At 42.4% G+C, this 26,628-nt stretch carries 19 protein-coding genes and 1 pseudogene; 13 read left to right on the top strand and 7 right to left on the bottom strand.

The genetic code is table 11. The features are described 5' to 3' along the window. Window positions 1-56: 56 nt before the first annotated feature. The 3 genes and pseudogenes from GVO62_RS18470 to GVO62_RS18460 form a co-directional block, all read left to right on the top strand. Window positions 57-524: a hypothetical protein gene (locus tag GVO62_RS18470; protein WP_159120503.1), complete on the top strand. Its 468-nt coding sequence runs from the start codon at window positions 57-59 to the stop codon at window positions 522-524. A 103-nt stretch (window positions 525-627) separates the two neighbouring features. Beyond that, the gene (locus tag GVO62_RS18465; RefSeq protein ID WP_159120502.1) at window positions 628-969 is read left to right on the top strand and encodes a hypothetical protein; all 342 of its coding nucleotides are present in this window, start codon (window positions 628-630) and stop codon (window positions 967-969) included. Between the two features lie 729 nt (window positions 970-1,698). After that, window positions 1,699-2,223 (top strand): annotated as a pseudogene (locus GVO62_RS18460) (transposase); the annotation flags it as partial. A 131-nt stretch (window positions 2,224-2,354) separates the two neighbouring features. On the opposite strand, the gene GVO62_RS18455 reads toward GVO62_RS18460, so the two are convergent. Next, complete coding sequence (locus tag GVO62_RS18455) at window positions 2,355-5,423, bottom strand: TonB-dependent receptor (RefSeq protein ID WP_159120501.1); 3,069 nt, start codon at window positions 5,421-5,423, stop codon at window positions 2,355-2,357. Between the two features lie 332 nt (window positions 5,424-5,755). On the opposite strand from GVO62_RS18455, the gene GVO62_RS18450 reads away from it, so the two are divergent. From GVO62_RS18450 to GVO62_RS18425, 6 genes are all read left to right on the top strand, one after another. Then, window positions 5,756-6,667 carry a DUF4861 family protein gene (locus GVO62_RS18450; RefSeq protein WP_159120500.1) on the top strand — a complete coding sequence of 304 codons (912 nt, stop codon included), beginning with the start codon at window positions 5,756-5,758 and terminating at the stop codon, window positions 6,665-6,667. Window positions 6,668-6,670: 3 nt separating this feature from the next. Then, window positions 6,671-6,985 (top strand): L-rhamnose mutarotase, encoded by a 315-nt coding sequence (gene rhaM / locus GVO62_RS18445; protein WP_159120499.1) that lies wholly within the window; start codon window positions 6,671-6,673, stop codon window positions 6,983-6,985. A gap of 173 nt (window positions 6,986-7,158) precedes the next feature. Next, window positions 7,159-8,319, top strand: coding sequence for an NAD(P) transhydrogenase subunit alpha (locus tag GVO62_RS18440; protein WP_159120498.1), 1,161 nt, complete (start codon window positions 7,159-7,161; stop codon window positions 8,317-8,319). Beyond that, window positions 8,319-8,603: an NAD(P) transhydrogenase subunit alpha gene (locus GVO62_RS18435; RefSeq protein ID WP_159120497.1), complete on the top strand. Its 285-nt coding sequence runs from the start codon at window positions 8,319-8,321 to the stop codon at window positions 8,601-8,603. Before GVO62_RS18440 ends, GVO62_RS18435 begins: the two co-directional genes overlap by 1 nt. Window positions 8,604-8,616: 13 nt before the next feature. After that, the gene (locus GVO62_RS18430) at window positions 8,617-9,999 is read left to right on the top strand and encodes an NAD(P)(+) transhydrogenase (Re/Si-specific) subunit beta (protein ID WP_201282667.1); all 1,383 of its coding nucleotides are present in this window, start codon (window positions 8,617-8,619) and stop codon (window positions 9,997-9,999) included. 73 nt (window positions 10,000-10,072) lie between these two features. Further along, window positions 10,073-10,576: a YgjV family protein gene (locus GVO62_RS18425; RefSeq protein ID WP_159120496.1), complete on the top strand. Its 504-nt coding sequence runs from the start codon at window positions 10,073-10,075 to the stop codon at window positions 10,574-10,576. A gap of 48 nt (window positions 10,577-10,624) precedes the next feature. Here GVO62_RS18425 and GVO62_RS18420 read toward each other — a convergent pair whose 3' ends face one another. The 5 genes from GVO62_RS18420 to GVO62_RS18400 form a co-directional block, all read right to left on the bottom strand. Further along, window positions 10,625-12,043, bottom strand: coding sequence for a sulfatase family protein (locus GVO62_RS18420; RefSeq protein ID WP_159120495.1), 1,419 nt, complete (start codon window positions 12,041-12,043; stop codon window positions 10,625-10,627). Between the two features lie 224 nt (window positions 12,044-12,267). Further along, entirely contained in the window at window positions 12,268-13,509 is a 1,242-nt protein-coding gene (locus GVO62_RS18415; RefSeq protein WP_159120494.1) for a glycoside hydrolase family 88/105 protein, read from the bottom strand. A 68-nt stretch (window positions 13,510-13,577) separates the two neighbouring features. Further along, complete coding sequence (locus GVO62_RS18410) at window positions 13,578-15,035, bottom strand: BNR-4 repeat-containing protein (protein ID WP_159120493.1); 1,458 nt, start codon at window positions 15,033-15,035, stop codon at window positions 13,578-13,580. Window positions 15,036-15,060: 25 nt separating this feature from the next. Further along, entirely contained in the window at window positions 15,061-16,467 is a 1,407-nt protein-coding gene (locus GVO62_RS18405) for a sulfatase-like hydrolase/transferase (RefSeq protein WP_159120492.1), read from the bottom strand. Between the two features lie 53 nt (window positions 16,468-16,520). Then, a complete protein-coding gene (locus GVO62_RS18400; protein ID WP_159120491.1) occupies window positions 16,521-17,879 on the bottom strand; it encodes a BNR repeat-containing protein in 1,359 nt (452 codons plus the stop codon). A gap of 402 nt (window positions 17,880-18,281) precedes the next feature. Between GVO62_RS18400 and GVO62_RS18395 the strand changes: the two genes are divergently transcribed. Genes GVO62_RS18395 through GVO62_RS18380 form a run of 4 tightly spaced genes read left to right on the top strand, consistent with a single transcriptional unit; the run spans window position 18,282 to window position 24,702 of the window. Then, window positions 18,282-19,997 (top strand): sulfatase family protein, encoded by a 1,716-nt coding sequence (locus GVO62_RS18395; protein ID WP_236547234.1) that lies wholly within the window; start codon window positions 18,282-18,284, stop codon window positions 19,995-19,997. Window positions 19,998-20,013: 16 nt separating this feature from the next. Next, window positions 20,014-22,785 (top strand): alpha-L-rhamnosidase, encoded by a 2,772-nt coding sequence (locus GVO62_RS18390; RefSeq protein WP_159120490.1) that lies wholly within the window; start codon window positions 20,014-20,016, stop codon window positions 22,783-22,785. Further along, window positions 22,775-23,986 (top strand): hypothetical protein, encoded by a 1,212-nt coding sequence (locus GVO62_RS18385; RefSeq protein ID WP_159120489.1) that lies wholly within the window; start codon window positions 22,775-22,777, stop codon window positions 23,984-23,986. The genes GVO62_RS18390 and GVO62_RS18385 overlap by 11 nt, the downstream gene beginning before the upstream one ends. Window positions 23,987-24,015: 29 nt before the next feature. Next, the gene (locus GVO62_RS18380; protein WP_159120488.1) at window positions 24,016-24,702 is read left to right on the top strand and encodes a 3-keto-disaccharide hydrolase; all 687 of its coding nucleotides are present in this window, start codon (window positions 24,016-24,018) and stop codon (window positions 24,700-24,702) included. Window positions 24,703-24,837: 135 nt separating this feature from the next. Here the strand turns inward: GVO62_RS18380 and GVO62_RS18375 are convergent, their stop codons facing one another. After that, complete coding sequence (locus GVO62_RS18375; RefSeq protein ID WP_159120487.1) at window positions 24,838-26,616, bottom strand: glycoside hydrolase family 9 protein; 1,779 nt, start codon at window positions 26,614-26,616, stop codon at window positions 24,838-24,840. Window positions 26,617-26,628: the final 12 nt, after the last annotated feature.

Here is a 26,628-nt window from a genome sequence, read left to right as displayed (position 1 = left end):
GGGCTAGCACTTTTACAGGGAGTCATTGTGTCTAGGTGACAAGGAGAATTTAGTAGATGGAACCAAATTATTCAGAGTACTCGACCTCAGAGCTAGAAGATGCTCTAGACAATATAGATAAGGAAAGTTTCCCAGATCGGGTAGAGCGAATAAAAGTCGAATTAGCTTCGCGACAAACATCAGAGAAAAGCATCTTAAATACAGTTAGTGATGATTTTGAACCAAACGAACAATTCTTCAAATGTCCGACCTGTGAAAAGAAAATAGGGCTCTTCTCTAAAACTGCTAATAAATGGGGAAAGACAAAAACATGTCCACACTGCAACTCTCCATTTGAATCAACGATTAAGCTTAAAATATTCGCTGTTGCACTTATACCAGCGCTTATTATTCACCTATTCGTATTGCGGCCGCTTATAGTTGCTTTTGGCTTACATGGAGCAATAAGCACAGGTATTATATGTGGCATTCTTTCGGTTCTTTCTATGCGTTACAGGAAAGTCCGAAGCACTAATGTCACCTAACAAAAAAATTAAGTCACTGCGTTCGCTGGGACGCATACACGCGGGGCGGCTTCGCCATTACGCCCCACATGTCTGCGCCCCTTATTTAAAAGTTAGGTGCCGAATGAACCCAGTACGTTTTTTTACGAAAGAATTTACTAAGGCTAAATATAAGTATCTAAATAAAGCCATTATCGAAAACATCAACACAGATTTGTTTAATGAAATACTTGAACAGTTGCTAGGTAATGGTTGGGTAAAGCTCTATGAGTACGACGCAATCGATGCTTGGATAGATTTCGGAAAGGTAAAAATTAGAAAAGACAATACAACTCTCGTTTTTGAGTGGGACAATTACATGGAGGGCGTAATTATAGGGAGTAAAAATGAAATCGAACAAGTTGCTAAACAGTTTCGTCTCCAATCAAACAGTGTTCCTAGCTATATAAATGAAAACGCCAAATAGCCGCAAACTCCCTACTATTTACGTTCACTGAAACAGTTCCCACCGTCCGCTTCTGGCACAAAGCAGAAGTAGCTAGTCAATAATCTGTTCGTCCGCTTAAGCCCTGAGCTAGTACTACTAAGTCAGGAATTTAACACTTTCTGTATCTCGATTTTTAAGTTGCTACTAGGTTTTACTGCCTATATGCCGTTTTCGGCGTCGACAAAACAGTTTGCAACTAGTTTTTACTGACGATATGCCGTTTTCGGCGTCGACAAAACAGTTTGCAACTAGTTTTTACTGGCGATATGCCGTTTTCGGCGTGGTGCACTTGACTTGAATTCGCGAGTCATTGTTAATGATGAGATTGGATATAGTTTCAACCAAAGTCGTTTTTTCTTAAGCTACTTAGCAAAATCTCAAAGAAATATTTAACTTTTTGACAAATAAAGCATTTTCAAACCCCAAGCAGGTCAGTTTTTAAATCACATACTGCTGAAGAATGACTCAATATCAATTTTTCATCCGATATAAACTGATTAATGCCAAAATTGGCAAACCGCATACCCACGCGAAGGTATTATACGTTTTTTGAGCAAAAATATAGTTTTCAAAGACGTAAAAACGGATCGCACAGATACAATATTGAGAAAGCGCTCTAAAAGTTATCCTGAGAGAAGTTGTCCACTTACCTTAAGCTAAGACAGACTTAATTGGAGTTTTCTGTAATCATTAATGCAGGAGACGACTATGAAAAAATCACCCTACATAGAATCTCAGATCATCGGGGTGTTAAAAGAAGTTGATGCTGGTATGAAGGTTGAGGAGGTCTGCCGTCAACATGGTATCAGCAGCGCAACTTACTACAATTGAAAATCTAAGCACGGCGGCATGGAAGCGTCTGACGTCAAACAACTGAAAGAGCTTGAAGAAGAGAATGCCAAGCTCAAAAAGATGTTTGCCGATGTAGGCTTAGAAAATAATGCCATTAAGGAGCTTGTCGCAAAAAAGGGTTGGTGACAGCAGAGAAGCGAGAATGCGTCAGCATCTTAGTTGATGCGGGACTAAGTATCGTAAAGGCCTGTTTGTTTGTTGGTATTGGCCGTGCGACCTTTTATCGTCCAGAGAGACTGGCGCAAGGTAGATACTGCTGTCATTAATGCTATCAATGCGGTCTTAGAGAAGTCGCCACGAGCAGGCTTCTGGAAGTGTTTTGGCCGAATGCGGTTCAAAGGCTTCCCCTTTAATTACAAGCGCGTCTATCGCGTTTACTGCATCAAAAGCTACCTAGTAGCTTGAATTTATACATTGAGCTGTCCACTTACTTCGCTCATCAAAACAAAAACTCCACCTCTAGACAAGCTAAAGGCGGAATTTGTAGAGTTACTTAATTATTGAAAAGTTAATTAAAGGTTTGCTGTAACCCCTAACACAATGCGTCTATCAGTTAACCCTTGTGCACAAAGCAACGCACCTTCATTTACGCACCACTCAGTACGATCTTCGCGCAGTAGATTTATTCCATCGAGTCCAACGGTAAAGGTGTCATTTATATCGTAACTCACACTCATATTAAGCTGTGCCCTATCATCAACTATTCGCGGCATATCAAAGCTTATCAAGTCGCCTGTTTTGAACGCTGAACGCCATGTGTACCTTGCTCTTACACTAAGGTCATATTTGTCATAGAACAACGTAATGTTGTATGCGTTTTGAGATAAGTCTTCCAACTCAATCCGTTCCTCTACAATATCGTCGGCCAATGTCGCCGTAGATTGGTCTGTATCTGTACGTCCCAACAATTTATTAAGCGCATTTCCATCTCCTGTAGCTGGGCGGAATGTTTCGATACCTGCACCCGCTTCCTGATATGTATAGTTTGCTATTACCCCAAAACCAGAAGCCCATCCAAGCTCCTCTTCATAATCAGAAAGGTCATGTTGAAACGCGAATTCAATACCAGTTTGAGTCTCTTCATTTGGCAAGTTAATTGTTGTTTGGAGTGGAACACAAATCCCCGTACCGGGAACAGACGACCAAACATTCCTATCAGTGACAGTGGGATTGAATATCCCGCCACCTTCACATGGAGCGGTTATATCCCGCTCAATTTGACCATTCTGTCCAATAGGTTCTTCTGGATTATCACGGACCGCGGCAAAAATATCCGTTCTTTCTTTGTGGAAGACACCTACACTGACAAAACTTGAGTCAGAGAAATAGTATTCGGCAGATAGATCGTAAGAAATAACTTCTTCTGGTGTTAAAGCTGGGTTACCCACTCTTACTGCGGCGCCGGCTCCTCCCGGAAAGTTAATTGATGTTGAAAGGTTATCGAAGTTGGGTCTTCGAATGTCTTTAGCAACACCAGCTCGAATTACTAAATCATCGATAACTTCAGACGCAATATTGAATCTCGGCAGATAATAGTCATAAGAAGCACTTTCTTCGCGCAGGCCAGTTACTTCACCATTCTCTATGTTGTTACCTACCGAAGTAATATCTGTACTAACGTAACGAACCCCAACATTTCCGCGAAATGTCATATCATTGATATAAAAGAAGTAGTCTCCTTGCAAATATAACGCTGTTGTCTCTTCTTCAATATCAAAAAATGAATCTAGCTGAAGCTCAGGTTGTGCCAATGACGAATAGGGCTCTGATATATTTCCATTTGCAATTTGAGCAGCATTATTTTCAGCGATAGCGTTATTAATAGCAGTCAAAACTTGGTCTGGGTTATTAAATGATAAGTCACCGTCTACGGTAAGGTAGTCAGCAATGTACAGGCGTCTTCCATCAGCATCATTAAAGTTTGAAGGGCCAGCAGAAACAATATTTGAAAACAGATCCGCCCTTGGTCTATAGAATGCTGAATTAGGATTAGAAAAGTTTGAGTTAGTATTTATATCATTACTTTCTGCCTTATTTTTATTCCATCTCAATCCTGCTTTAATGCCCGAAAAATACGGGTTTAGATCAGAAATATCGTAATCTCCATCTAGTCTAAATGCGGTTTCGGAATTTTCTTGAGTACTTCTACCCACACCGACACCACGAAGAGCATAGTTAGCTGGATTTAACAAGTCTTGGCTCGAAGGGCCGAATTCAGCATTTTGAGCTATCCCGAATTGAAGCGTGCGACCCGAAGCATCAAACTCTACAGGTACACCATTATCGATACTCATCCCTTCGCTCGGTTGCGGGCCATTTGGATTTATAAAATCAAGCTCCGTATTTAATCGAGGAAAAACCGAATCCGAGCTCGAATAAGATACTTCACCTTTAAGAGCAAGGCGATCTAACAAAAGATCGAAACCGGTGGCGAATACATCACTGTCTGTAATACGTGAGCCTGTATTAACGCTAGTCCTTAAATTAGGATCGATATTATTGTTATTAGCATCAACACCTACACCCAGAGTTCCTGTTAAAACAGCTTGAACCTCACCCAGAACTAAAGGTCCATTTGGTCCATCAATTGTTCCTAAATCGATAGTTTCAAACGCTGTGTTATCGGTATTGTCCACGACAGCCGTTCCACCGGTACCTGAAATGAATGCACGAGAGCTTTTTTGAGCCCGTTCTTGACGATTTACCGTTGCATCAAAGTATAACCTTAAATTATCCATCGGCTCGAACTCCAAAGACCCAGTGAAGTTCTTAGTTTCATATTCATACCGAGAAATGACTTGATCCAGAAACTGCGTTCTTAAAAATGGAAACGACTCTGCGCTAGCGCTACCAGAATCAGGAAGTACTTCCCTGTCCCTGTCGAAGCGTGGGTCAAACGAAGCAACCTGTTGCTCTGCGTAGCTACCGGTGAGAACCAAACCGACTCGCCCATAATCGGTGTCAAAGCTATCTCCAAAGGTTGCAGATACTCGCGGCGAAGTAGCATCTGCCAAATCACTGTTTTCCGCTTGAGCACGAATTGAAATCAGTTGCTCGTTTAAACTAAGGCCTCTAAGTGTACGTAGATTTATCGTTCCACCTACAGAGCCCTCAACAGTTTCCGCGGTAGGCACTTTGATAACTTCCAGAGACGAAATCAGCGCTGCGGGTAAGTCGTCGAAACTGATACCTGAACGTCCGTTTCCACTTCCTACAGTTGACACCCCATTAATTTCGACTCGGTTCGCGTTCGTACCGCGTATTTGGACCCCAGTTCCTACGCCGGCAGTTCGATCGATCTGAACGCCTGTGACATTTTCTAAGACTTCTGCCAAGTTCTGATCCGGTAACTTACCAATATCTTCAGCTTGAATTACTTCTTTAATACTGTCGGCAGAGCGCTTTTCAGCCAATGCACTAGCTAGCGCGCTCCTTATTCCTCTAACCTCTATTACTTCGGTTTCTTGGTCTGCACTTTTTGATGTATCTGTATCCTGTGCGACAGCCTCTGCACAATAGCAAGCAATCGCAGATGAAATAGCTACAGCTAGCTTTAATTTCTTCGCACCGATTAACGCCATATATTCTCTCCATAAACAGTCATTATCAATCACCAAGAAGGCAAGATAGATCACTAGTTAACCAATATCAACATATTTGTTATATTTTTGTTAATATTAGAGTATTATTATACGAGGGCAGAAAATAAACTAAAAACAAAGCTATTTTAATAACTTAAAGGAATAACAGTTAGCTCAATTTTATTAATCGTGCGCTAAAACCATTGCAAACCAAATTACAATAATGCAATATCGCTCATTAACAATCATAAAGTTGATTGAAAAGACCAAATGAGTACGCTTGTAAACAATATCGAAGCACTTGCTTTGCTACCAAATAGAGGAAAGAGTAGATGTTTAAACATACGAAAATTTGTTTAGCCGCGGCGATCGCTATTGGATTATCAGGCATGTCAGCGTGCTCATCTGAAGTACAAAAAACTGATAATGACAGCGCGCCGGCTATGGCTAACCAAGTCAAGGCATATGCTAAATTCGTACCTGAGAGACGGGACGATTTTGCATGGGAAAATGATAAGGTAGCTTTTAGGGTTTATGGCCCTGCCGCACCTTTAGCTGGCCACGCCAGTGGCGTGGACGCATGGTTAAAGAAAGTCGATTATTCGATTATCGACAAGTGGTATGACATGCACTTCAGTGGTCAGTCGTATCACGAAGACAGAGGAGAAGGTTACGACCCTTACCATACGGGTATTAGTCGTGGCGTGGGTGGCTCAGCCGTGTGGATAAACGAAACACCGTACTACGGCCACAATTTCACTCGTTATGAAATTCATAAAAACAATGCTGACGAAGTTAAGTTTACCCTTTACTACGAATTTGAAACGCCTATTGGCATGGTAAAAGAAGTTAAAATCGTGTCGCTTGCGCTAGGCTCTCGAATGTACAACGTCGATTCGACTTTCTATCTAGATAATGCCCCGGCCTCTATCCCTATTGCCATAGGTGTAGCTACACACGACGAAAAAGCCGACGTGTATAAAAATCTACAAGAAGGATGGATTGCCGCTTGGGAAGAAATTGACAACCAAGGGTTAGGCACCGCGGCCCTTATCGCGCCAAGTAAAATTAGTAACATCATTCATACACCTTCTGAAAGGAAAGATGAAAGTCATATTTGGCTAATAACTCAAACATCACCGGAAGGTAAGTTGAACTACAAAGCTGGCTTTGCATGGGAAGGTGACAGTGAGATCACCACTGTAGAGCAATGGAAAGAATACTTGGACAGCCTAGAGGAATAATAGATGGAAAAAGTTGCCTTTGTTATGACACTAAAGCCGGGTTATGAGCAAGAGTATAAGAAACGTCATGACGAAATATGGCCCGAGCTAGTAAAAGAGCTTAAAAATGCAGGCGTGTCAGACTACAGTATTTTCTATGAGGAAAGCTCGAATAAGCTCTTTGCTGTTTTAAAGCGCGAGGACGACCACACCATGGATGCGCTGCCTCACAACTCCGTAGTTAAGATGTGGTGGAGGCATATGGCAGATATAATGGACACGCATGAAGATAACCAACCTGTTGCTACAGACTTGAGAATGGTTTTTCACCTAGAGTAAGACCTTCTATACCTACCTGAACGTTGCCGGTGTAAATCTAACAACACTAAAGCACCTACAACATACTTAAAATGGGTAAGGGAACGGGCTTCTTTAAAACATATCAGTTAACGACAGAGAAGTTTACTGAATGAGTTACCTCATTCTCCTACAGTTTTGAAAAGGAGAGTTAATTGAAAATCCTAATTTTAAACGAAGCCCTAGAGCAAAGGCACCACGCTCATGTGGAGCGGCGCTGTGCGGTGTCTTCACAAACTATCGCCAAGCTTGTCAAAAAAGGCATTGAGGTCTATGTCGAAAAAGGTGCTGGCCTGCTATCACATTATAAAGATGAAGACTTCGCGGAAGCTGGCGCTAGTATCGTTGCCGATATTACAGAAATAGCTAAGCAAGTAGATATACTAGCCTGTGTCAACACACCTAAAGAATCAATTGTTGAAAAGCTGCCTGCTGGCACAGTTGTTATTGGACACCTAGACCCATTTTTTAACGAAGCGTTGGTAACTAAACTAGCAAAGGCCAATTTGACGGCGCTCTCAGTAGAAATGATTCCCAGAACGTCTAGAGCACAAAAAATGGACGCATTAAGCTCTCAAGCGAGTTTGGCTGGATATGCGATGGTGATGAAGGCCGCGGACACACTTCCTTCTATATTACCAATGATGATGACACCTTCCGGTACAATTAAACCTGCCAAAGTATTTATTATTGGAGCAGGCGTTGCAGGTCTGCAGGCTATTGCGACAGCAAAGCGCCTTGGTGCGAATGTGTTAGCGTATGACACGCGCCCAGTTGTAGCTGAACAAGTAGAGTCTTTAGGCGGTAAATTCCTTAACGTTGATATTGGCGAAACCGGTCAGACAAAAGACGGTTACGCTAAAGAGCTCTCTGACGAACAAAAAGCGTTGCTCGCACAGGCACAAAAAGAAGCCATAGCAAGTTCAGATATAGTTATCACTACAGCTCAGCTATTCGGTCGTAAGCCGCCTGTGTTGATTTCAAAAGAAACACTAGCGTCTATGAAACCAGGTAGCGTTGTTGTTGATATGGCTGCGGTCTCTGGCGGCAACGTAGAAGGCTCTAAGCCAGGTGAAACCGCTGTACTGAATAACGTTACTATCATTGGAGACGGCTTCTGGAGTGAAGGCGTACCTAGGGCTGCGACCGATATGTACGCAAACAACATTTACAACTTGCTGGATGAGTTTGTAAAGAACGAGCCTATTGAATTCGAACTAACGTTTGAAGATGACATTCTTGATGCTGCTGTCATTACTCATGGTGGACTAATTCGAAATGACATGCTGTTGTCTGCGTACGAAGGAGCTAAATAATGGAAACTATTTACCTACTATTTATTGTATTACTCGCTGCGTTTCTTGGATTTGAACTCATTCGTAAAGTCCCTGCCACGTTACACACTCCATTGATGTCTGGTTCAAATGCTATTTCAGGTATTACCTTAGTTGGTGCTCTAGTCTCATCTGGTTCTGATTACAGTATGTTGACAACTATATTGGGTACTGCGGCTGTAACGTTAGCAAGTATTAACGTTGTGGGCGGTTATCTTGTTACCGATCGCATGCTTGGCATGTTTAAAAAGAAAGATAATAACTAAGAGAGCGCTGAACATGACAATTGAAACACTCATTAACGTTGCTTACGTACTAGCAGCAGGGCTTTTTATATTTGGTTTAAAATTACTTAGTCATCCTTCGACTGCACGCAAAGGAAACTTCGTGTCGGCAGTAGGTATGTTTGCCGCAGTAGTGGTTACTCTGCTCGATCAACAAGTCATCAGTTACCATTACATTTTGGTTGGGGTGCTTGTAGGTGGGCTATATGGTGCTTGGAAAGCGCGTAGTGTCCAGATGACGCAAATGCCGGAAATGGTTTCTCTTTTTAACGGCTTTGGTGGCGCTGCTTCGTTGCTATTAGGATGGGCGACAGTTAGCAGTATGGAAGCCAGTGCATCGAGTTATAATCACGCTTTTGTTTTCATTACTGTTCTTTTAACGCTGCTCATCGGCGGGATTACGTTTTCAGGATCCGTAGTTGCTTGGGGAAAACTTTCCGGAAAATTATCTTCAAAAGCTTTCATTTTCACTGGGTTAAGGGAATTAAGTATCCTTCATTTGGTGGCTATGGTAGCCGTGGGGTATCTCTTTGTAACACAACCGTCTAATGAGGTATGGCTGTATTGTATTATTGCATTAGGGCTGAGCTTCGGCCTATGGGCGACGATCTCTATAGGTGGAGCAGATATGCCTGTAGTTATCGCTTTGCTAAACAGCTATTCAGGTATTGCCGCTTCAGCAGCAGGTCTTGCAGTAGGCAATACAATTTTGATTGTAACCGGCCTACTGGTTGGCGCCTCAGGGTTGATCCTCACGAACATAATGTGTAAGGCGATGAACAGATCGCTAATGAATGTTTTGTTATCTGGGTTTGCCAAACCTATCGAGCAAGGCGAGGTTATTACTGGCGAAATAAAAGTGCTATCACCTCAAGATGCCTTTTATGTACTTGAGGCGGCGCAAGCCGTACTGGTTGTGCCTGGATATGGAATGGCCGTAGCTCAAGCGCAACATGCTGTTAGAGAGCTTCACACCTTACTAGAAGAAAACGGATGTACAGTAGATTATGCCATTCACGCAGTTGCAGGGCGTATGCCAGGGCACATGAACGTTCTGTTAGCGGAAGCGGATGTTCCTTACGACCAGCTTTACGAAATGGACGACGTTAATCCTCGAATGGAAAATTATGATGTTGTTATTGTAATTGGCGCTAACGATGTTGTTAACCCGGCTGCGAAAGAGATGAAAGGTAGTCCCATTTACGGGATGCCGGTTATTGAAGCTCATCGTGCAAAAACTGTATTTGTGTTGAAGCGCTCAGCTAACGCAGGCTTCGCAGGTGTCGACAATCCTTTATTCTTTAAGGATAACACGCGAATGATCCTGGGCGATGCTAAAGAAACGATTAACGGCCTAATTCGCGAATTTGGCGACTAGTTGAACGAACCGGAGCTCGTATTTTATATGTTTACGAGCCTTTTTCTTACTGTTAAGTGGGTACATCACAAGCATGTCTTTTACTTCCCTTGGTCAGCTTTTTGGTGTGCTCGCTTTTTTAGTTGCGATTTACTCTTTTACACAAAAAAGCGATATAAAACTTAAGATAAGCCTAATTGTTATGTTTTCATTTCAAACGGCTCACTTTTTCTTTTTAGGTTCCGTCACTGGAACTATCGCTAATTTTCTCAATTTTTTTCGCACGATCATATCGGTCAAAACTAACCACAAGTCTATAGGCATCGTATTTATAGCCATAAATATTGTTTGGGGCGCTTTCAACGTCAACCAGCTTATTGACCTATGTCCTATATTTGGTGCTTGTTTTGGCACTTACGCTATCTTTTATGCTTCAGGCATAAGAATGAGACAACTCTTTATTTGCGGGGCCGTTTTTTGGCTCACGAACAATATCTATCTAGGTTCTGTTGGAGGAGTTTTGCTTGAAATTAGTGTGATAGCGGCAAATAGCATCACTATTTACCGATTGCGTAAAGATAATAACGGGAAGAATTAAAGAAGCCTGCCGCAATAGCAACAAGCTTCATGGAGTTTATTGAAGATGTTACTGGATTAGTTTACGTTCTTCCAATGCATACCACTCTTCAATTTCTTTTTTCAGTTCGCCAACCTTATCAGGGTATTGCGCAGCCAAGTTTTTCTCTTCAAATTCATCGTTAGCAAGATTATAAAGTCTTGGGCCAACCAAAAATTCATCATGATATTTCTGGTAACTAACATTTTTACCATCATAGCTAACAATTAGTTTCCAATCGTTCTTAATGACCCAGCGATAAAGCAGTGTAGACTCAACGTCGTCTAAGTCATCCATGTCATGTGCAAAACCTTCGCCAAATATTAATTCTCTGTCGATATCTTCACCCGTTACTAAATTATCGTACAAATTGATACCTGGCAGCTCACTTGGAACGCTTATACCCGCAGCACCTAAAATAGTAGGGACTATATCAATACTACTCACCCTTTCTTGTCTAAACGATGACTTAAATTTATTTGGCAATGAGTAAATAATAGGAGTCCGAACGCCACTTTCATTTGGGCTTTGCTTCGACTTTGGTAAAAACCTATCAGTTTGCTTTGGGTTAGTAATCCACCCGTTGTCAGAAACGTAAACAATAAGCGTGTTATCTTTCAAACCACGTTTTTCAAGATGGCTAAACAATTCTCCATTCGTTTCATCAAACCATTCAATCATCGCGTAGTATTTAGCAATAGACTCTGGTAAGTCATACTTTTCGTACTTTGATAAAATTCGCTTAGGAGGCGTGTGTGGCGAGTGCGGCATAAATGGCGCATACCAAACAAAAAACGGCTTATTTGCTTCATGAGTCTTGTCTATAAAACGGGTAATAGTATCGACTCCCTCACGACCAATCTTTAAGCCCTCATCGCCATGTCGACCACCTGGATTCGGAAATCCTTTTGTCATTCCTTCATCAAAACCGCCTCGTTCATAACTGCCTTCCCACCACTTTCCGGTCTGTAGAGATACGTAGCCTTTTTCTTTTAATAATTCTGGTAAGGTTTTAACTTCATCAATCTTTGCGATAATTTGCGAGCGAAGCTGTTTATATTGCTCTCCTTGTTTTCCTCCTGGAGTTTCTCTAGAGGGATCGTTTCCAGTAATGCCGTGTTGACTAGCATAAAGACCTGTTGCAATTGTTGCTAGAGAAGGTCTACAGAGTGAAGTCGGAACATAGCCTTTACTAAACGTAACTCCTTCGTTGGCCAAAGTATCTAAGCTTGGTGTATTAATGATCTTATGGCCCATGAAACTATAATCATTCCATGCGTGGTCATCAGATAGTATCAACAGTATATTTGGTGGCGCTGGCTGCTCGGCAGCATTAGTTATCACATTTTGTTTAGTTTGGTTGGCACAGCTTGCTAGAGAAAATAAGACAATCGCACAGCTTGTAAAACGCAACAGATTTTGTTTTATTTTTCTTTCGTATGAGAGCATTTCAGATTCCTTTATTTGTATATTAGTTAACACTGCGCTTTTTATTTAACCTTTCAATAAATCATTCTTTGAGTATATCGAGTGCCAGAAAAACCTCTGTTTCAAATAGATTTCTTCCTTTCTCTATTACATTTTGAAAGATGAGATCTCAAAATTGAGAATTGCAGATACAAAAAAGCCCCTAGCAAACGCGCGTAAAACTAGGGGCTGAAGTACAAACGTTTCTATTTATTCCATTTCAACATTTCTGACGCAGCTAGTAGCACAGCACCTGTTCCATATAGCTGAGAGTCAGACTCTTTTACAGGGTCAGGACTCTTTCCAACGTGCTGAACCCAATGAACGCGGCCATCGTCAGAAACCGCTTTCGTAATTGCTTCCCAGCCTTTTTCGACAATTTCTTTTGAACGCTGGTCAGTCAAGATGCCGTTATTAACGCCCCAGGCTAGACCGAAGGTTATAAACCCTGTTCCACTCACCTCTGGTGTTTTTACCTTATCAGGGTCCATCAAAGAGGCTGGCCAATAACCGTCTTCTTTCTGAAGTGCCATTAACCCCTCTGCATTCTTTTTATAGAGCTCAATATAACGTTCTCTAGAAGGATGCCCGTCTGGCAATTCTTCAATAATCATCGGTATGGCGGCGAAAACCCAACCATTGCCCCGCCCCCAGAAGACTGGCTCTCCGTTATCGCTCTTCGCATCAAAATAGCGGCTGTCTCTATAAAACAAGCCGTACTCATCTGAGAAAAGGTAGTCTGCCGATGCCCAAAATTCATTGTCACCGTACTCAAGATATTTTGGGTCGCCGGTAACTCTCGTCATTTGGGCCCATGCACGAGGTGCCATAAATAACGCATCGGCCCAACACCATCTTAGTTGGCAGTTCCCTTCCAAATGATATTTACCTGTACTCGACTCACTATCCCCCATTTCTAATCCAACTTCAGGGGGCTTACTCAAAATCATGTCGAACACTTCTTTGGTAGGCTCATATGCTTTTTCAATACCTTCACGCTCAGCGAGCCAAAGATAAGTTTGAGCAATCGCGTGGTCATCTGCATGATAAGGACGCTCAAGAATTAATTCGTAGCTCTCTCTTTCAGCGACTTCTTTTACAAAATTCTTTAACTTCTCGTCATCAGTAGCATCAATCCAGCGGGTCAAACCGATGTAAAATGCAGCTTGAATCCAAAACTTTGCATTTTCAGATTTAGCACGATGCGACTCAGGTATATAGTCCAAGTTGCCAAACTGAGCTATTTGCCAGTTCGCTGCATTTTTTCCTATACGCAACGCTTCAGATTGAATGTCCTGCTCGGCCTCAACCTGCGTTGATTCCATTTGTTTCACAGATTCAACTTCTACGTTTTTTGTCTTTTTCTCTGTTGACTCACCGGAGCATGCACTTAATCCTATAGCTAAACTCACCGCAATGGCTGAAAACTTTAATTTTGTGTGATTCATCGTTACTCTCAATTAATTTTTTGCAGTCTGCTTCCTAAAACGCGGGAGCAATTAACAACTCTGTAGGTTTACATATCCGGTTTTTTTGAAGCATTAAGGCTGCTCAAAGCTCGCGGTACCGGACCATCTTCACCGACCAGATAAATTTTTATGTTTTCATCACTCTCTTTTTCAGCCACTAGCATTTGTGCCTCTGGATGCGCGTTCTCGATTAGTGTTGTGATAGCGAAACTCGCATTTTCTTTTCGTAGCACAGTTGATGATTCTGAGAATGAATTTCCGTTATTATTGCTGTTCCACCAAGACAAAACCGCGGCCCCGTCCTTTTCGTAAGCAACGAGGTAGCGAATATCTTCAGGGCCGTTGACTAGAAAGTCACCACGAGATACACCTTCATATCCATCGATTATTTTTTCGCCACCTAACCACTGCTCACCGTCCCACCAAACATGTCTAGTTTGTTTGGGTCCACCAGCCTTCTGACCGATATCCACGCCAGCATTGATTGCTATATGCGGGTTACCTTTACTATCGAGGTGTGAAGTACCATTAAATGTCCAAAGCTCGCCCGTTTTCATTGCTAACGTTTTCTCATCAGCCATTTCCTTGGTAACCGGCAGAGACAAAGCCTCGCCTTTAACATTGCTCCATTCATTTGTCTGCGTGTTGAACTTCATGAAGTAAAGGTCGTGACGCTCTGGGGTATGCCCTCTATCATCCCTACCAGCATCACTATCCCAGCAAATATGATAATCGTAGGAAACGATTAGGTTATCTCCTTCCCCTTTTCCGACCCATGCGTACCAGCTATCCACAGCCTTTAAGTCTGTGCGACGTTTGTGCTTAAGAAATGACACAGGCGCAGAGAAAGTTCGCCCGTTGTCCACAGACTTCTGATACACCCAATCACTACGGTGAGCTCCATGACGGAAAAACAGATAAATATCGCCATTGTCCATTTTGACTACTTGGTTATAAGTACCGAAAGGCGTGATATTATCTAAGTCTTCCCATTCAGTAATGTCGTAAGGACGTTTCGAAACCGCATGTTTGTTTGCACCAACATGAGTATTACCCAGAGAATTGTGACCGTCTGATTTATTGCCGCCATGGCCACCATAAAAAATGTGGATATAGCCTTCGTTATCAATAAGCATGGTTGGTTTACCATGGTTATCGAATTTCTTGCCACCATCGCGCCGACCTAACTCGCTGGTCCCCGCTTTGAAGGGACCTTTCCACTCTTTGGTTCTGTGATCATACGTGGCAACAAACGGATCTTCTTTAGGTCCTTGATAAGACACATAGGTAATACCGTTTTGGTGTATGGCCGCTGGATGCTGAACAATTGCGAGAGGGTTACCTACTGCGTTGTCTGCAAAGTACTCTACAAACTGAGTGTTTTCAGAGGCTGTAGGACCTACTTTACTCGTTTGCATAGCACAGCCAGATAGAACTGCTCCGCTCATTAAAGCTACACTGAACGCTAGTTGCGTTTTCTTGAGTAAAAATTGACGTTTTAACATCTTATTTATCCCCGTCACTTTTCTACTAATCTTTGTTTTCTTCAAATAGCGCCAAAAACTCGCTGGCAATATCTGGATTTTTCTTCGAAAGATCACGTAACTCAGCAGGGTCTTTTTCAATATTGAACAGTTCAAGTGGTGCGTCGTAGCCATAACGGACCGCTTTCCACTCGCCTTTACGAGCCGCTTGATAGGTATCTCCAATTACGCCTGAGTTAGGATCACCTACCTGCTTCGAGAACTCCCAATAGAGTACTCGCTCACCCATCTCGCTGGGTTCAGTCTTTAAAAGCCCTACAATTGATTTACCGTTGGTTTTAACTCTAGGAACCATGTTTAGATTTACGCCCGCAAGCTCTGCTACAGTGGGCATAACATCTGCAAATAGCCAAGGTGTATCGTCTGTCCGACCCGCTTTAATGCGCTCTGGCCAGTGAACAATCATTGGAACGTGGATACCGCCGTCGTATAAATCTCGTTTCATACCACGATAGGGCTCAGAGGCTTTTAAGTATTCAGGGTCCGCGCCGCCTTCATCATGCGGGCCATTGTCAGACGTAAAGAAGATGAGTGTGTTATCAAGTTCACCCATTTCGTCTAACTGTGTAACAATTTGACCAATATAGTGGTCAAGTGCTGAAACCATACCTGCCAGTGTCGCGTTCGGCTTGTCAACAGGTTCTGGATAGTAGGACGCATACTTGTCAGCTGGATTGCCACCTTTCATACCTGTATAGGGCGTTTCAGCGAATTTGTACTGCTCACTGAACTTCTCTGGTACACCTAATTCAGCATGTGGCGACGAGTAAGCAAGCATGATAAAGAATGGGTTTTCTCGTGGCTGCTTTATATATTCAATAGCTTCCTTCGTGAAAAGCTCCTGAGCATAGGCGCCTTTTTTACCGCCTTCGTTTTCAGGGACGCGAATTTTCTTACCGTCTTTCCAAACGATATGAGGGTACTGACGATGACCCTCAAGGATTGAATAAAACCCGTACCAAGTATCGAATCCCATGGCATGGGGGTCTGTGACACCCATTTGTGAACCAATAGAATATTTACCAAATAATGCCGTGTCGTAGCCGCCATGTTTTAATACGTGCGCTAGGGTTATATCCATTTCTGTCAACTGAACAGTGTTTGAATTGTTCGTCATTAAACGGCCATCTCGCCCTGTAAATAAAGAGACACGCGATGGAGAACACACTGTGTTACCTGCATACGCTTGGTCGAAGCGGATACCATTAGAAGCAAGATCATCTAGGTTTGGAGTTTTGATTGGCGTATTGCCATAGGCTCCGACTTGGTTAAAGCCCAAGTCATCTGTAAGAATGAATAGGATATTGGGTTTGTCCTGTGCAGCTACACTGGAAGAAAGAGATGTGAATAAAGCACCAAGTACGCTTATAAGACTAAACCTAAGTTTGTTCATGGTATTTCCTAATTAAGTTGAAGATTAAACCGCTTGTTTCTTTTTTCTGCATATTATTCTAGGCAATGTGCAGTTAATGTTGTTGGTTCTGGTATAAACGCCCTTCCTTTATCACGGTTAGGCGGCAAGGCTTCCCATGCCAAGTAGAAGCGTTTTCCAGCAGTAAGATGATTATTTTCTGGTGAAAGCTGTTTCAAAGCCTTTGTATATAAGGGCATGTCGTTAGTTTTATCATAGGCAAGCAATGCCGGTGGAATTTGTGAGCCGGTCGACTCAGATTTAACTTCTAACGAATCAACATCAAGTGTGTAAGCGTAAGATGTACCGTTTAGGTCTGCATATACCTCTACATCTCCGCTATTAAGAAGCTTCGCTGGTTTCTTGACTGTAAGAGTAGTAGGAAGGGCACCAGTCATATTCAATTCTTGACGTGAGTCTTTCCAACTAGATACTTGAAAACTTTTCCAATTCCCATTGTCATTTCTAGCTATAAAGAGTTGGCTATCTCCCTTGTCATCATAGGCTTGATATGAAATTAAAGGTCGAGCTTTATGGTCGAATCCAATAGGTGTGTGACCGTTTAGAATGCCTGAAAATTGAGGAAGCGGAACTGCCGCTTCACTATTACTTAATTTCATAGGTAGAGAGATTGAAGTGCCGTCTGATTTCTGCCAGTTCACAAGATCTTTACTCTTGGCATAGGAAATATCGTGATTAGAGGCTGCGACAGGTGTTTCTCTCCAAACCCACGAAAGATGGAAGTAACCGTCTGGACCAAGAACAGGCCCCCAGAAATAACCATTTCTTTCTCCCTCTCCGTCAACTAATGGAGAATCATGCAACCTCTGCCACGTCCCGTCTTTAGCATTGAAAGCGTTATAAATTTCGTTACCGCTCCCACTTCGTCCGTTTCTGTATTTAAAATAGAGTTTCCCCTCGGCATCGTTAAAAAACTCTGGATAAGTCATTCGACTTTCTGTTTCCTTGTCAGCCATGAAGTCAACACGTTTTAAACTTCGCACGTCGTAAGGGTTTTCACTTTTAAAATAGACGATAGGGTTAACATGTAGATTCCCAACGATATGAATATACCCTTCTTCGTCGAGGCCAATAACGACACTGTTGTGACTGTCCCATCCCAAATAACTGTCTAACTTTTGATATATCCAGTTTCCTGTGGGATAGGGTTTATAAGCAACACTCATTTGTCTGCTAGCATCATAATAAGCCACAATTTGTTGGTCGCCTTTACCGATGTAATCAAACGCAACACGGTGCCCCGACCAAACACGGTCTATTGCTTCAACCTCGAAGCAGCCTGCTTTGTCGAAAGTCTGTGCAGCGGCTACGCCACTGATGCTGACCGCACAACCCAGAACACTCTGAAGTAGCAATGTTTTTAATCGGCTCACTAATATAACCTCGAAACGTTAATACATCGTTAATATCCATAGTGACTTTAAACAAAAAAGCGGTCATTTACAATCTTTTTCATTCACGCAAAAACAATGTGAGCGTCTCTTCTATTGAATAAATAAAGCCGTTTAGAATTCATTGTAAATGCATATAAGTAACGTAATTTCATAATAAATATAGCAACATATTGTAATAATTGAAAAAAGCGTACGCTTTAGAAATAGGCCAAGTGAAGACAGTGATTGCCTTGATGAAGAGAGTTGTAATTCCTCACGAAAGATTGATTTTGACTTAATATTTACATTTATGATTAAAACAATGTTAACATCGGCGCTAGAGTCATTAATGGGATTCTCTCTATAAGAATAAGAGGATTGGTTAAAAAGAGGAAAATGGCCATGAACAAAATGAAGGCTGAAATGCTCAAAGTCTTTGCAACTATTGCTCTAATCTTAGGCTTTTCAATACATGCAAGTGCTGCTACCAACCAGCCAAACATTTTATGGTTAGTAATAGAGGACATGAGCCCACTACTGCCTATGTACGGTGACGACAGCATTGAAACTCCGAACATATCTAGATTGGCTGACGAGGGTGTTGTATACAATAACGTTTTCTCAACGTCAGGCGTTTGCGCACCAAGTAGAGCAGCGTTAGCTACAGGGCTCTACCCTAACGGGTTCGGAGCTAACAATATGAGAACTTCATCTAACACTGAAGAAACCGGCCTGCCAAAGTATGAAGCAGTTCCTCCTCAAAACACAAAGATGTTAAGCCAGTTGCTGAGGGAGGCAGGTTACTACACTACTAACAACTATAAAAACGACTATCAATTTAAAGCACCAAAGACTGCGTGGGATGAAAATGGAATTTACGCTCACTGGCGCAACCGCCCAAGTAATCAGCCTTTTTTCTCTATTTTCAATTTCACGACAACTCATGAGTCAGGCCTATTTGAACCTTACGGCATAAGAAAGCTGGAACAACGACATTACTTTTCTAATGACGCTGACAAGATTTCGGCACTGCCTACCGATCATAGAATTAAGACGGATAAAGAGTCTACACCTATTCATGTAGACCCAGAGACCAAATTTCCAGTCCCACCTTATTTACCCGATACGCCAATTGTGCAGAGAGACCTATGGAAGGTTTACAATAATTTAGCCGAAACTGATAAACAAATCGGAGCAATTTTAGATGTGTTAGAGGACGACGGCTTGTTAGACAACACTATAGTAGTTTTCTACTCTGATCACGGCGGTCCAATGCCAAAGCAAAAACGCCTAATCTATGACAGCGGGCTAAAAGTACCATTGATTATCCGCTTTCCCAACGGTCAGAAAGCAGGAACGATAGAAGAGCGTCTTGTGTCTTTTGTGGACTTCGCACCGACTACACTCGCTATGGCCGGAGTGCCCATTCCTGATTATATGCAAGGGGACAACTTTTTAGACACCTCAGATGAGAGAGAATACATTTATGCTGCAGCGGATAGGTTCGATGGTTTTACTGACACAATAAGAGCCGTCAGAGATCAATGCTATAAATATATTCGCAATTATCGTCCTAATGACCCGTATTACCTTCCTGTTGCATACCGAGAGAAAATACCGAGTATGCGCGAGCTACTTGCATTAAATGCTGCGGGTAAACTCAATGAAGCACAAAGCCAATGGTTTCGAAAAACCAAGGACGCTTATGAGCTTTTCAATGTTTGCAATGATCCTTACGAACTATCCAATCTTGCCTATATCAAAAACTATCAAAATAAACGTAATGAGATGGAGAGTGCACTGAACAACTGGTTAAAGGATATTGGTGACGACCCTACAAGAACAGAGAGGCAACTCATAGCTACCTTATGGGGTGATGCAAGCACTCAGCCTAAAACCAAAGCCCCAAAATTAGTCATTGAAGATGGCAAAGCCGTAATTGCTAGCGAGACGCCTGGAGCTTTTATTGCTTTTAGGTATAAACGGGATAAAACGTCACAAAATTGGCAAATATATAAAGAAGCGCAACCTATTAAACCCGGTGTAATAGAAGCTGTCGCACATAGACCAGGTTACATCGAGAGTGCTACAACAATGTTGACCATTGAAAAAAACTGATGTTCAAGGAATAAAAATGAATTTTGTAAGAGTATTTTGGCTTGCTGTAGCAACGGTCATGTTTGTAAGTGCCTGTTCATCCCATTCTTATTCAAATAATGATAAACCCACATTATTAACTGTAGGAGAAGGATTCACGAACCCGCTTGGCTATTATGAATCTACTCCACGTTTTTCTTGGAAGGCACCGTTAGACAATAAAAGGTCCACCCAACAATTGGCGTATCAAATACAAGTGGCGTCAACATTTGAAAACTTAATGGATAAACCAGATAAATGGGATAGTGGCAAAGTCCAGTCTTCCGCCATGTCATGGGTAAATTACGAAGGTAAGCCAATCTTTTCAAGAGAAAAGGTATTTTGGAGAGTCAGGTTTTGGGACGAAAACAATATCGTCTCGCAATGGAGCGATGTAGCGCACATTGAGTTAGGCCTGCTCAAAAATAGCGACTGGAAAGCTTCATGGATAGGGGCGAAAGAAACCCAAGCAACTGAATCACCTTCACAAAGCACGTTAGCTACACCGCAGTATTTTAGAAAGCCGTTTTCGTTAGATAAGGAAGTGAGTAAAGCAAGGCTATATGTAACGGCGAAAGGTGTGTTTAAGGTTTTCCTAAATGGTGAGGACGTCACCGCCAACGATGCATTGCCACCAGGTTGGACACCTTATGAAAAACGAATTGAAACCCTTACCTATGATGTAACCTCTTTAGTTAACCAAAACGAAAATGTACTTGGGGCTATCATTGCAGGTGGTTGGTATTCGGGAAGAATTGCAGATTTAAAGGAAACCGACCATTTAAAATCTCCACGGTTTCTTACTCAGCTTGAAATTACTTATTCAGACAATACGACATTACTTGTTACAACGAACGACTCTTGGAAAGCAACACAGTCGGGACCCATCCGTTTTGCGAGTAATTACGATGGAGAACGATATGACCAGCGGTTCGAAATGGACGGTTGGACTAAACCAGGTTTTGATGATTCGAAATGGAGCACTGCTGTTACCGAGGTGGTAACGCCTGACACACTCTTACGTCCGAAACGTCACTTACCCGTTCGTAATATAAAGCAGTTAGCCCCAGTATCATTCGAGCAAATTGATAAAGACACCGTTATTTTTGATTTTGGCCAAAACATGGTGGGCGTTCCCACTATCAATATTCCCGTTAAAGAAGGCAAAGAAGTTAAATTACGCTTTGCTGAGGCACTACATAAAGGAAGCTTTTACACAGAGAATTATCGTTCTGCGCATTCAACGGATTACTACTTGCCGTCAAAAAACGGCGTAGCCAAATATACGCCTACTTTCACCTTCCATGGATTTCGTTACATAGAAGTATCTGGTTTTGACGAAAGCAAAGTTCCTGTAAAAGATTGGATAGTAGCGAACGTACAACATTCTGACATAGCGCTATATAACAATTTTTCTAGTGCCAACCCAAAACTGAACAAACTATTTGAAAATATTAATTGGGGGTTAAGAGGCAACTTTTTCGATATCCCTTTGGACTGCCCTCAGCGCGACGAACGGTTAGGCTGGACAGGTGATGCCAACGCTTTTATAGCCCCATCAATGTATATGGCGGATGTATATGGATTCTGGTCTGCCTACCTTAAGAGTTTGCGCGAAGAACAAACCGAAGACGGCTTCGTTCCACTCTACGTACCCTTTGTAAAATGGATAAACTGGACATCATCGGGTTGGGGTGACGCCGCGACTATTCTCCCGTGGGAGCTCTACATGATGACAGGCGATAAAAAGATCCTAGAAGACAGCTACCCATCAATGACAGCCTGGATTGATTATCACGAAAGCCAGGCTGAAGATAATATATCAAGCATGATGACGTTTGGTGATTGGCTACAACCCTACCCTGAAAAAGAAGGAAAAGGTGCAAACCGAGGAGACACTGACTTCTCTCTTATCTCGACAGCATTTTTTGCTCGTTCGGTAGAGCTAACCAAAAAAACAGCATTGGAGCTTGGCTTCAAGAAAGATGCTAAACGCTTAGCGAGTAAACACAAAGAGCTAGCGAAGGCTTTCAGAAGTGAATTCTTTGACTCAAATTTAAACGTAGTAAAAGGAAAGGAAACACAAACAGCTTATCTTCTTGCACTCGCTTTCAACCTTTTACCTGAAAGCGATGTTAAGATTGCCCAAACTAAACTCGTTTCGTTACTTGAAGCGTCGGACACACACTTAAGAACGGGCTTTCTTGGAACGCCGTTACTGGCTAATGTTCTACAAGAGGCTGGACGAACTGATTTAGTCTATGCACTGCTATTTAAAGAAACTTATCCATCTTGGTTCTACTCAATCAACAATGGCGCTACCACCACATGGGAACGCTGGAACTCGTACTCAATAGAAGACGGATTTAACCCACAAGGCATGAATTCGTTGAATCACTACGCCTACGGTACTATTTCAAGGTGGTTTTACGAAGGTATTTTGGGCGTCAAGCCTTCGCTACCTGGCTTCAAGAGAGCGGTTATCTCCCCCCAACTTACTTCGCAACTCGGCTATGCTGATGGTTCCATACCTACACCAAGTGGAACTATTGATGTAAGTTGGAAAATGGCAAGCGGTGGGTTCGACGTATTTGTCACGATCCCTTTCAATACTACCGCAGAATTTATTCCACCGGCACAATACAAAGTTGAACAGGCTGAAAAATCTAATGGGGAAGTGCTCAGCCAGTGGACATCTCTACCGACTGGTCAATATCAATTTCGCGTAATCCTCAAGGATAAGAGTCTAAGGAAGCGCGATGATAATTAACGATACAAATAGGGTAACTACTATTACTTGCTCACTTTTTTTATTAATCGCAGCAACTAATACCTTTGCGGGCATTGAAGATTCTATCATCACTACCGAAAACGGAACTGCGGTGATAGAAGCTGAACACTACTCTACACAACATAAAGCGGACACGCGTCGCTGGATTATTTTCAATAATCAGAGCAATAACGCCCATGGTTTAGCAGATAGCGATAAAATGCATTTAGAGGACGCCAGCAATGATGCGTACATTGAGTTACTGCCAGACACAAGAACGAACCATTCCGAGCCCTTAGAGCACGGCGTTAATTTTTCTGCCACACCAGGTAAGTTAGCTGTCCTTACCTATCCTGTATATTTTAATACACCGGGTAGATACTTCGTTTGGGCAAGAGCTTACAGCTCAGGTAGTGAAGACAATGGTTTGCACATCGGCTTAAACAATACATGGCCTTCAAATGGCCAAAGGCTTCAACTTTGTGAGGGCAAAAACAAATGGACCTGGTCATCAAATCAAAGGCAAAAAGACAACCATTGTGGGACTCCAAACACTATCTGGTTAGATATACCTGAAAATGGCGTGCACAATATCACCCTATCTATGCGTGAAGATGGCTTTGAATTAGACAAAATCATTCTGACTCAAGACCCTGATTACAAGCCCGAAGGCGCAGGGCCAAGTGAAACTAGATACACACCTCTGCCCCTTTCCTTAAAAGAAACGTTCATTAACGTACAGGAATACAGTCTTATTTTAGAAGCTTCCCAAACCTTTGAGTCTGCCGGTGATGTTCCCTTTTATCATGACCGCAGAAATAGTGCGTTAGGCATCGATGCGAGAGAGATTCAATCTCGAAATGTCTGGGCGACATCTCAACTAAAGGTTCCTGAAAAAATGTGGGGGAAAAAGGCTAGCGCTCAAAAAACTTTTAAGAACGTAATATTAGTTACGCTTGGCGAAATAGATGGTGAGTCATCTTACAAAGTACTACTGAATGACAAAGAAATTGGCAGCTTCACCAATAGAGAAACTACCACCGATTATCAAGAAAACTATTTTGACTTGGGCTCACTTACATTAAAGCCGGGTGACATCATTACCGTTCAAGCAAAGGCAGTAACGAATGGAAAAGTTCCTGAGAATGGCGGCACGGCATACGCCAGAGGAAGATGGCGAGGGCTTGTATTCCAAGAGTAATTTAGTGTGCACCAACTGGAGAGTTAACCATGAGATACCCCACGTTTGTTAGTCTATTCGCTGCGCTTTTGATGTTAAATGGGTGCACTTCTACTGAGTATTTATTAGACGAAAAACTGTCTAACTTCAAAAATGTTTATAATGACGGCGAAGCACATTTTGTTGATGGAGAACTGCAGCTTATAGCTGAGAAAAACTGGTTCTTTTCAACTAGAAAAATTTATGAAGACTTTGTACTTGAAGCAGAAGTAATGATGCCAGATACGTCAGAGTACAGTAATTCAGGCATAATTTTTCGAGGTCAAATTATCGAAACCGATAAAGGTAAACAAATTATAGGCTATCAAGTAGATATTGACCCCAGTGACAGAAAATGGACAGGCGGACTTTACGATCAGGGCCGCAGAAAATGGCTTTACCCAATACACCCTACCCGCTCTCACCCCGATGAAGACTTTGTTACCAACTACTTAGGTGAGTGGACTAAAGAGCAAGGTGAAGCTTATAGTCACTTAACGTGGAACAAGGTAAAAATAGTCTGTAAAGGTTCTGATATCAAAATCTTTATTAATGACCTACTGACTACCCATGTCAAAGATGTGAAAGACAGTAAAGGGGTAATCGCATTTCAACATCACGGCAGCAAAGCATATAGGGAAAAGCGAGATAAAAATAATATCGTGCGCTTTAGAGCTATTTCGATTAAAAAATTATAACGCAAGAGTTGTTTCTAGTCGTAACAAATGCCTAAAGAAGCATGGTAGATTCAGTCCGGGTAATCTGCCTAGGGCAGCTTACCGTTCAGGACTGGAAAGCTCTAATTTATGTCTCATAATGGGAAGTGGACACTGTCACTTAGGCTCTTTTTGCATTGCATTCAACTCACCTAGTACATACACCATAGGAGCATTCCAGTTTATAGCAATTTCATTGGTTGAAAAGCTACACCATTCATCTAGGTAGGAATCAGCGGGTAATGGATAGGGATAAGTGCAATTATCCTGATGCCCAGAATGAGGCCCACCTACAAGCATACCCGGTATAGGCTCCTCAACTTTATCACTTTCAGAAATACGATGATGTGGATACATAGGGGTTTTATTTCCTATACCTGTGACAAAACTGTAGCCCGTGGCATTCATACCAAATATATAAGCAATGCTTTGGTAAACTCCTTTCAGATAATTGTCATTACTAGTGAGCCGATGCGCAGCGAGTAATACCATTGCTTTATTTAACAGAACACTGTTACTTCCCCACACAAAATCGGCCTCTTCCATGGGTACGCGATAAGGAGATGTCATTGTTTGCTCAACAATATCATCAGCTAGGGTGAGTAACTTCTGCCTCCACTTTTCGTAATGCACGCTTGGTAACGAAACTTTGTCACGGGTAAGCATCGAGATGAGTCCAAGAGTCTCTACGTTAGCCCATCCTGGTACTGTAAATTCAACAGGGTTATTCGAAAGGTGACTTAGATAGCGTAGATCTTCTGTAGCAAGGTAAAGTTCAACAGCAGCCCAGAAAAATTCATCATCGAAAGTATTGTCACCGTATTCGCCACTTTGCACATCATCCGGCTGTATATAAGGTGCATTAGGGTTTTCTATCGCCCATTCCCACGCTTTTTCAGCTTGCGCTAGCCATTGCTTAGCCAGATCGGGATCATGCTCTTGGTAAACACGGCTCGCGACCGCAAGAATGGCGGCTAAATCAAGGGTAGCCGAAGTTGACACACCTATCGCAAATAGCGGCTCACTATCTTCATGTGGCATAACCTTTCCCGGCCACTCTAAAGTCGTAACTTTGTGAAAGGCGGCGCCATCATATCGCTGCATAGTGGCTAACCAATCCAAATTCCAGCTTACTTCATCAAGGATGTCGGGCATATCGTTATGCCTCTCAGGTATGTCTATGGTAAGTGATTCGTAATACTGTGAATTATGTTCGTACGCAGCCAATAGAGTATAGGTGGCGATTGCTGCATTAACTGTATACTTGCCGTAATCTCCCGCGTCGTACCAGCCTTTTTGAGAGGTGACAACAGTGTGTGAGTCGAGCGATGATGCGGTTGCAGAAGAGTGCACCGTGACTACTTCGTCTAAATGTCCAGCTTCCCTAGCCCACTTTCCAGCATAGGTAGCATCCAATTCAGTACCCGAACGGTTAAAGTAGAACGATTTAATTGCAGCAATATGTGGGGCAAAGTAAACCCCATCACTGATGACAAATGGTGCGGAGCGTGGAAGAGCCGCTATCTCTAAGTAAAACTTACCTTGCTCAGTAAATTCACTGAAGTCAGCGCTACGAAGGTTTGCTTCTTGACTAAGCGGCCAATTCTCTGGTTTGTTCAATACGCCTTCATATCGAACGGCATCGTCCGTCTCACGCTTTATTACAAAACGGGTCGCAGACTTTGATGGCACTACAGCATACTTGCTGCCGTTAGGTAAATAGCCGACCTGACTTACCTTAATACTCACAGGCTTGTTGACTTGATCTTCAGTGTATTTTTGTTTGCTATTGTCTTCACTGCATCCGGTGATTGAAATGATAGACAGTAAAGCGAACAGCACACGGAAATAATGTCGGTTGCGTATTACGGCTGTCGAATGAATGAAAGAAACCATAGATATTTTGAC

Origin of the sequence: Alteromonas sp. KUL150 (assembly GCF_009811475.1) — a bacterium.
Lineage (GTDB): Bacteria > Pseudomonadota > Gammaproteobacteria > Enterobacterales > Alteromonadaceae > Alteromonas > Alteromonas gracilis.
This window is presented reverse-complemented; position numbering and strand designations above follow the sequence as displayed.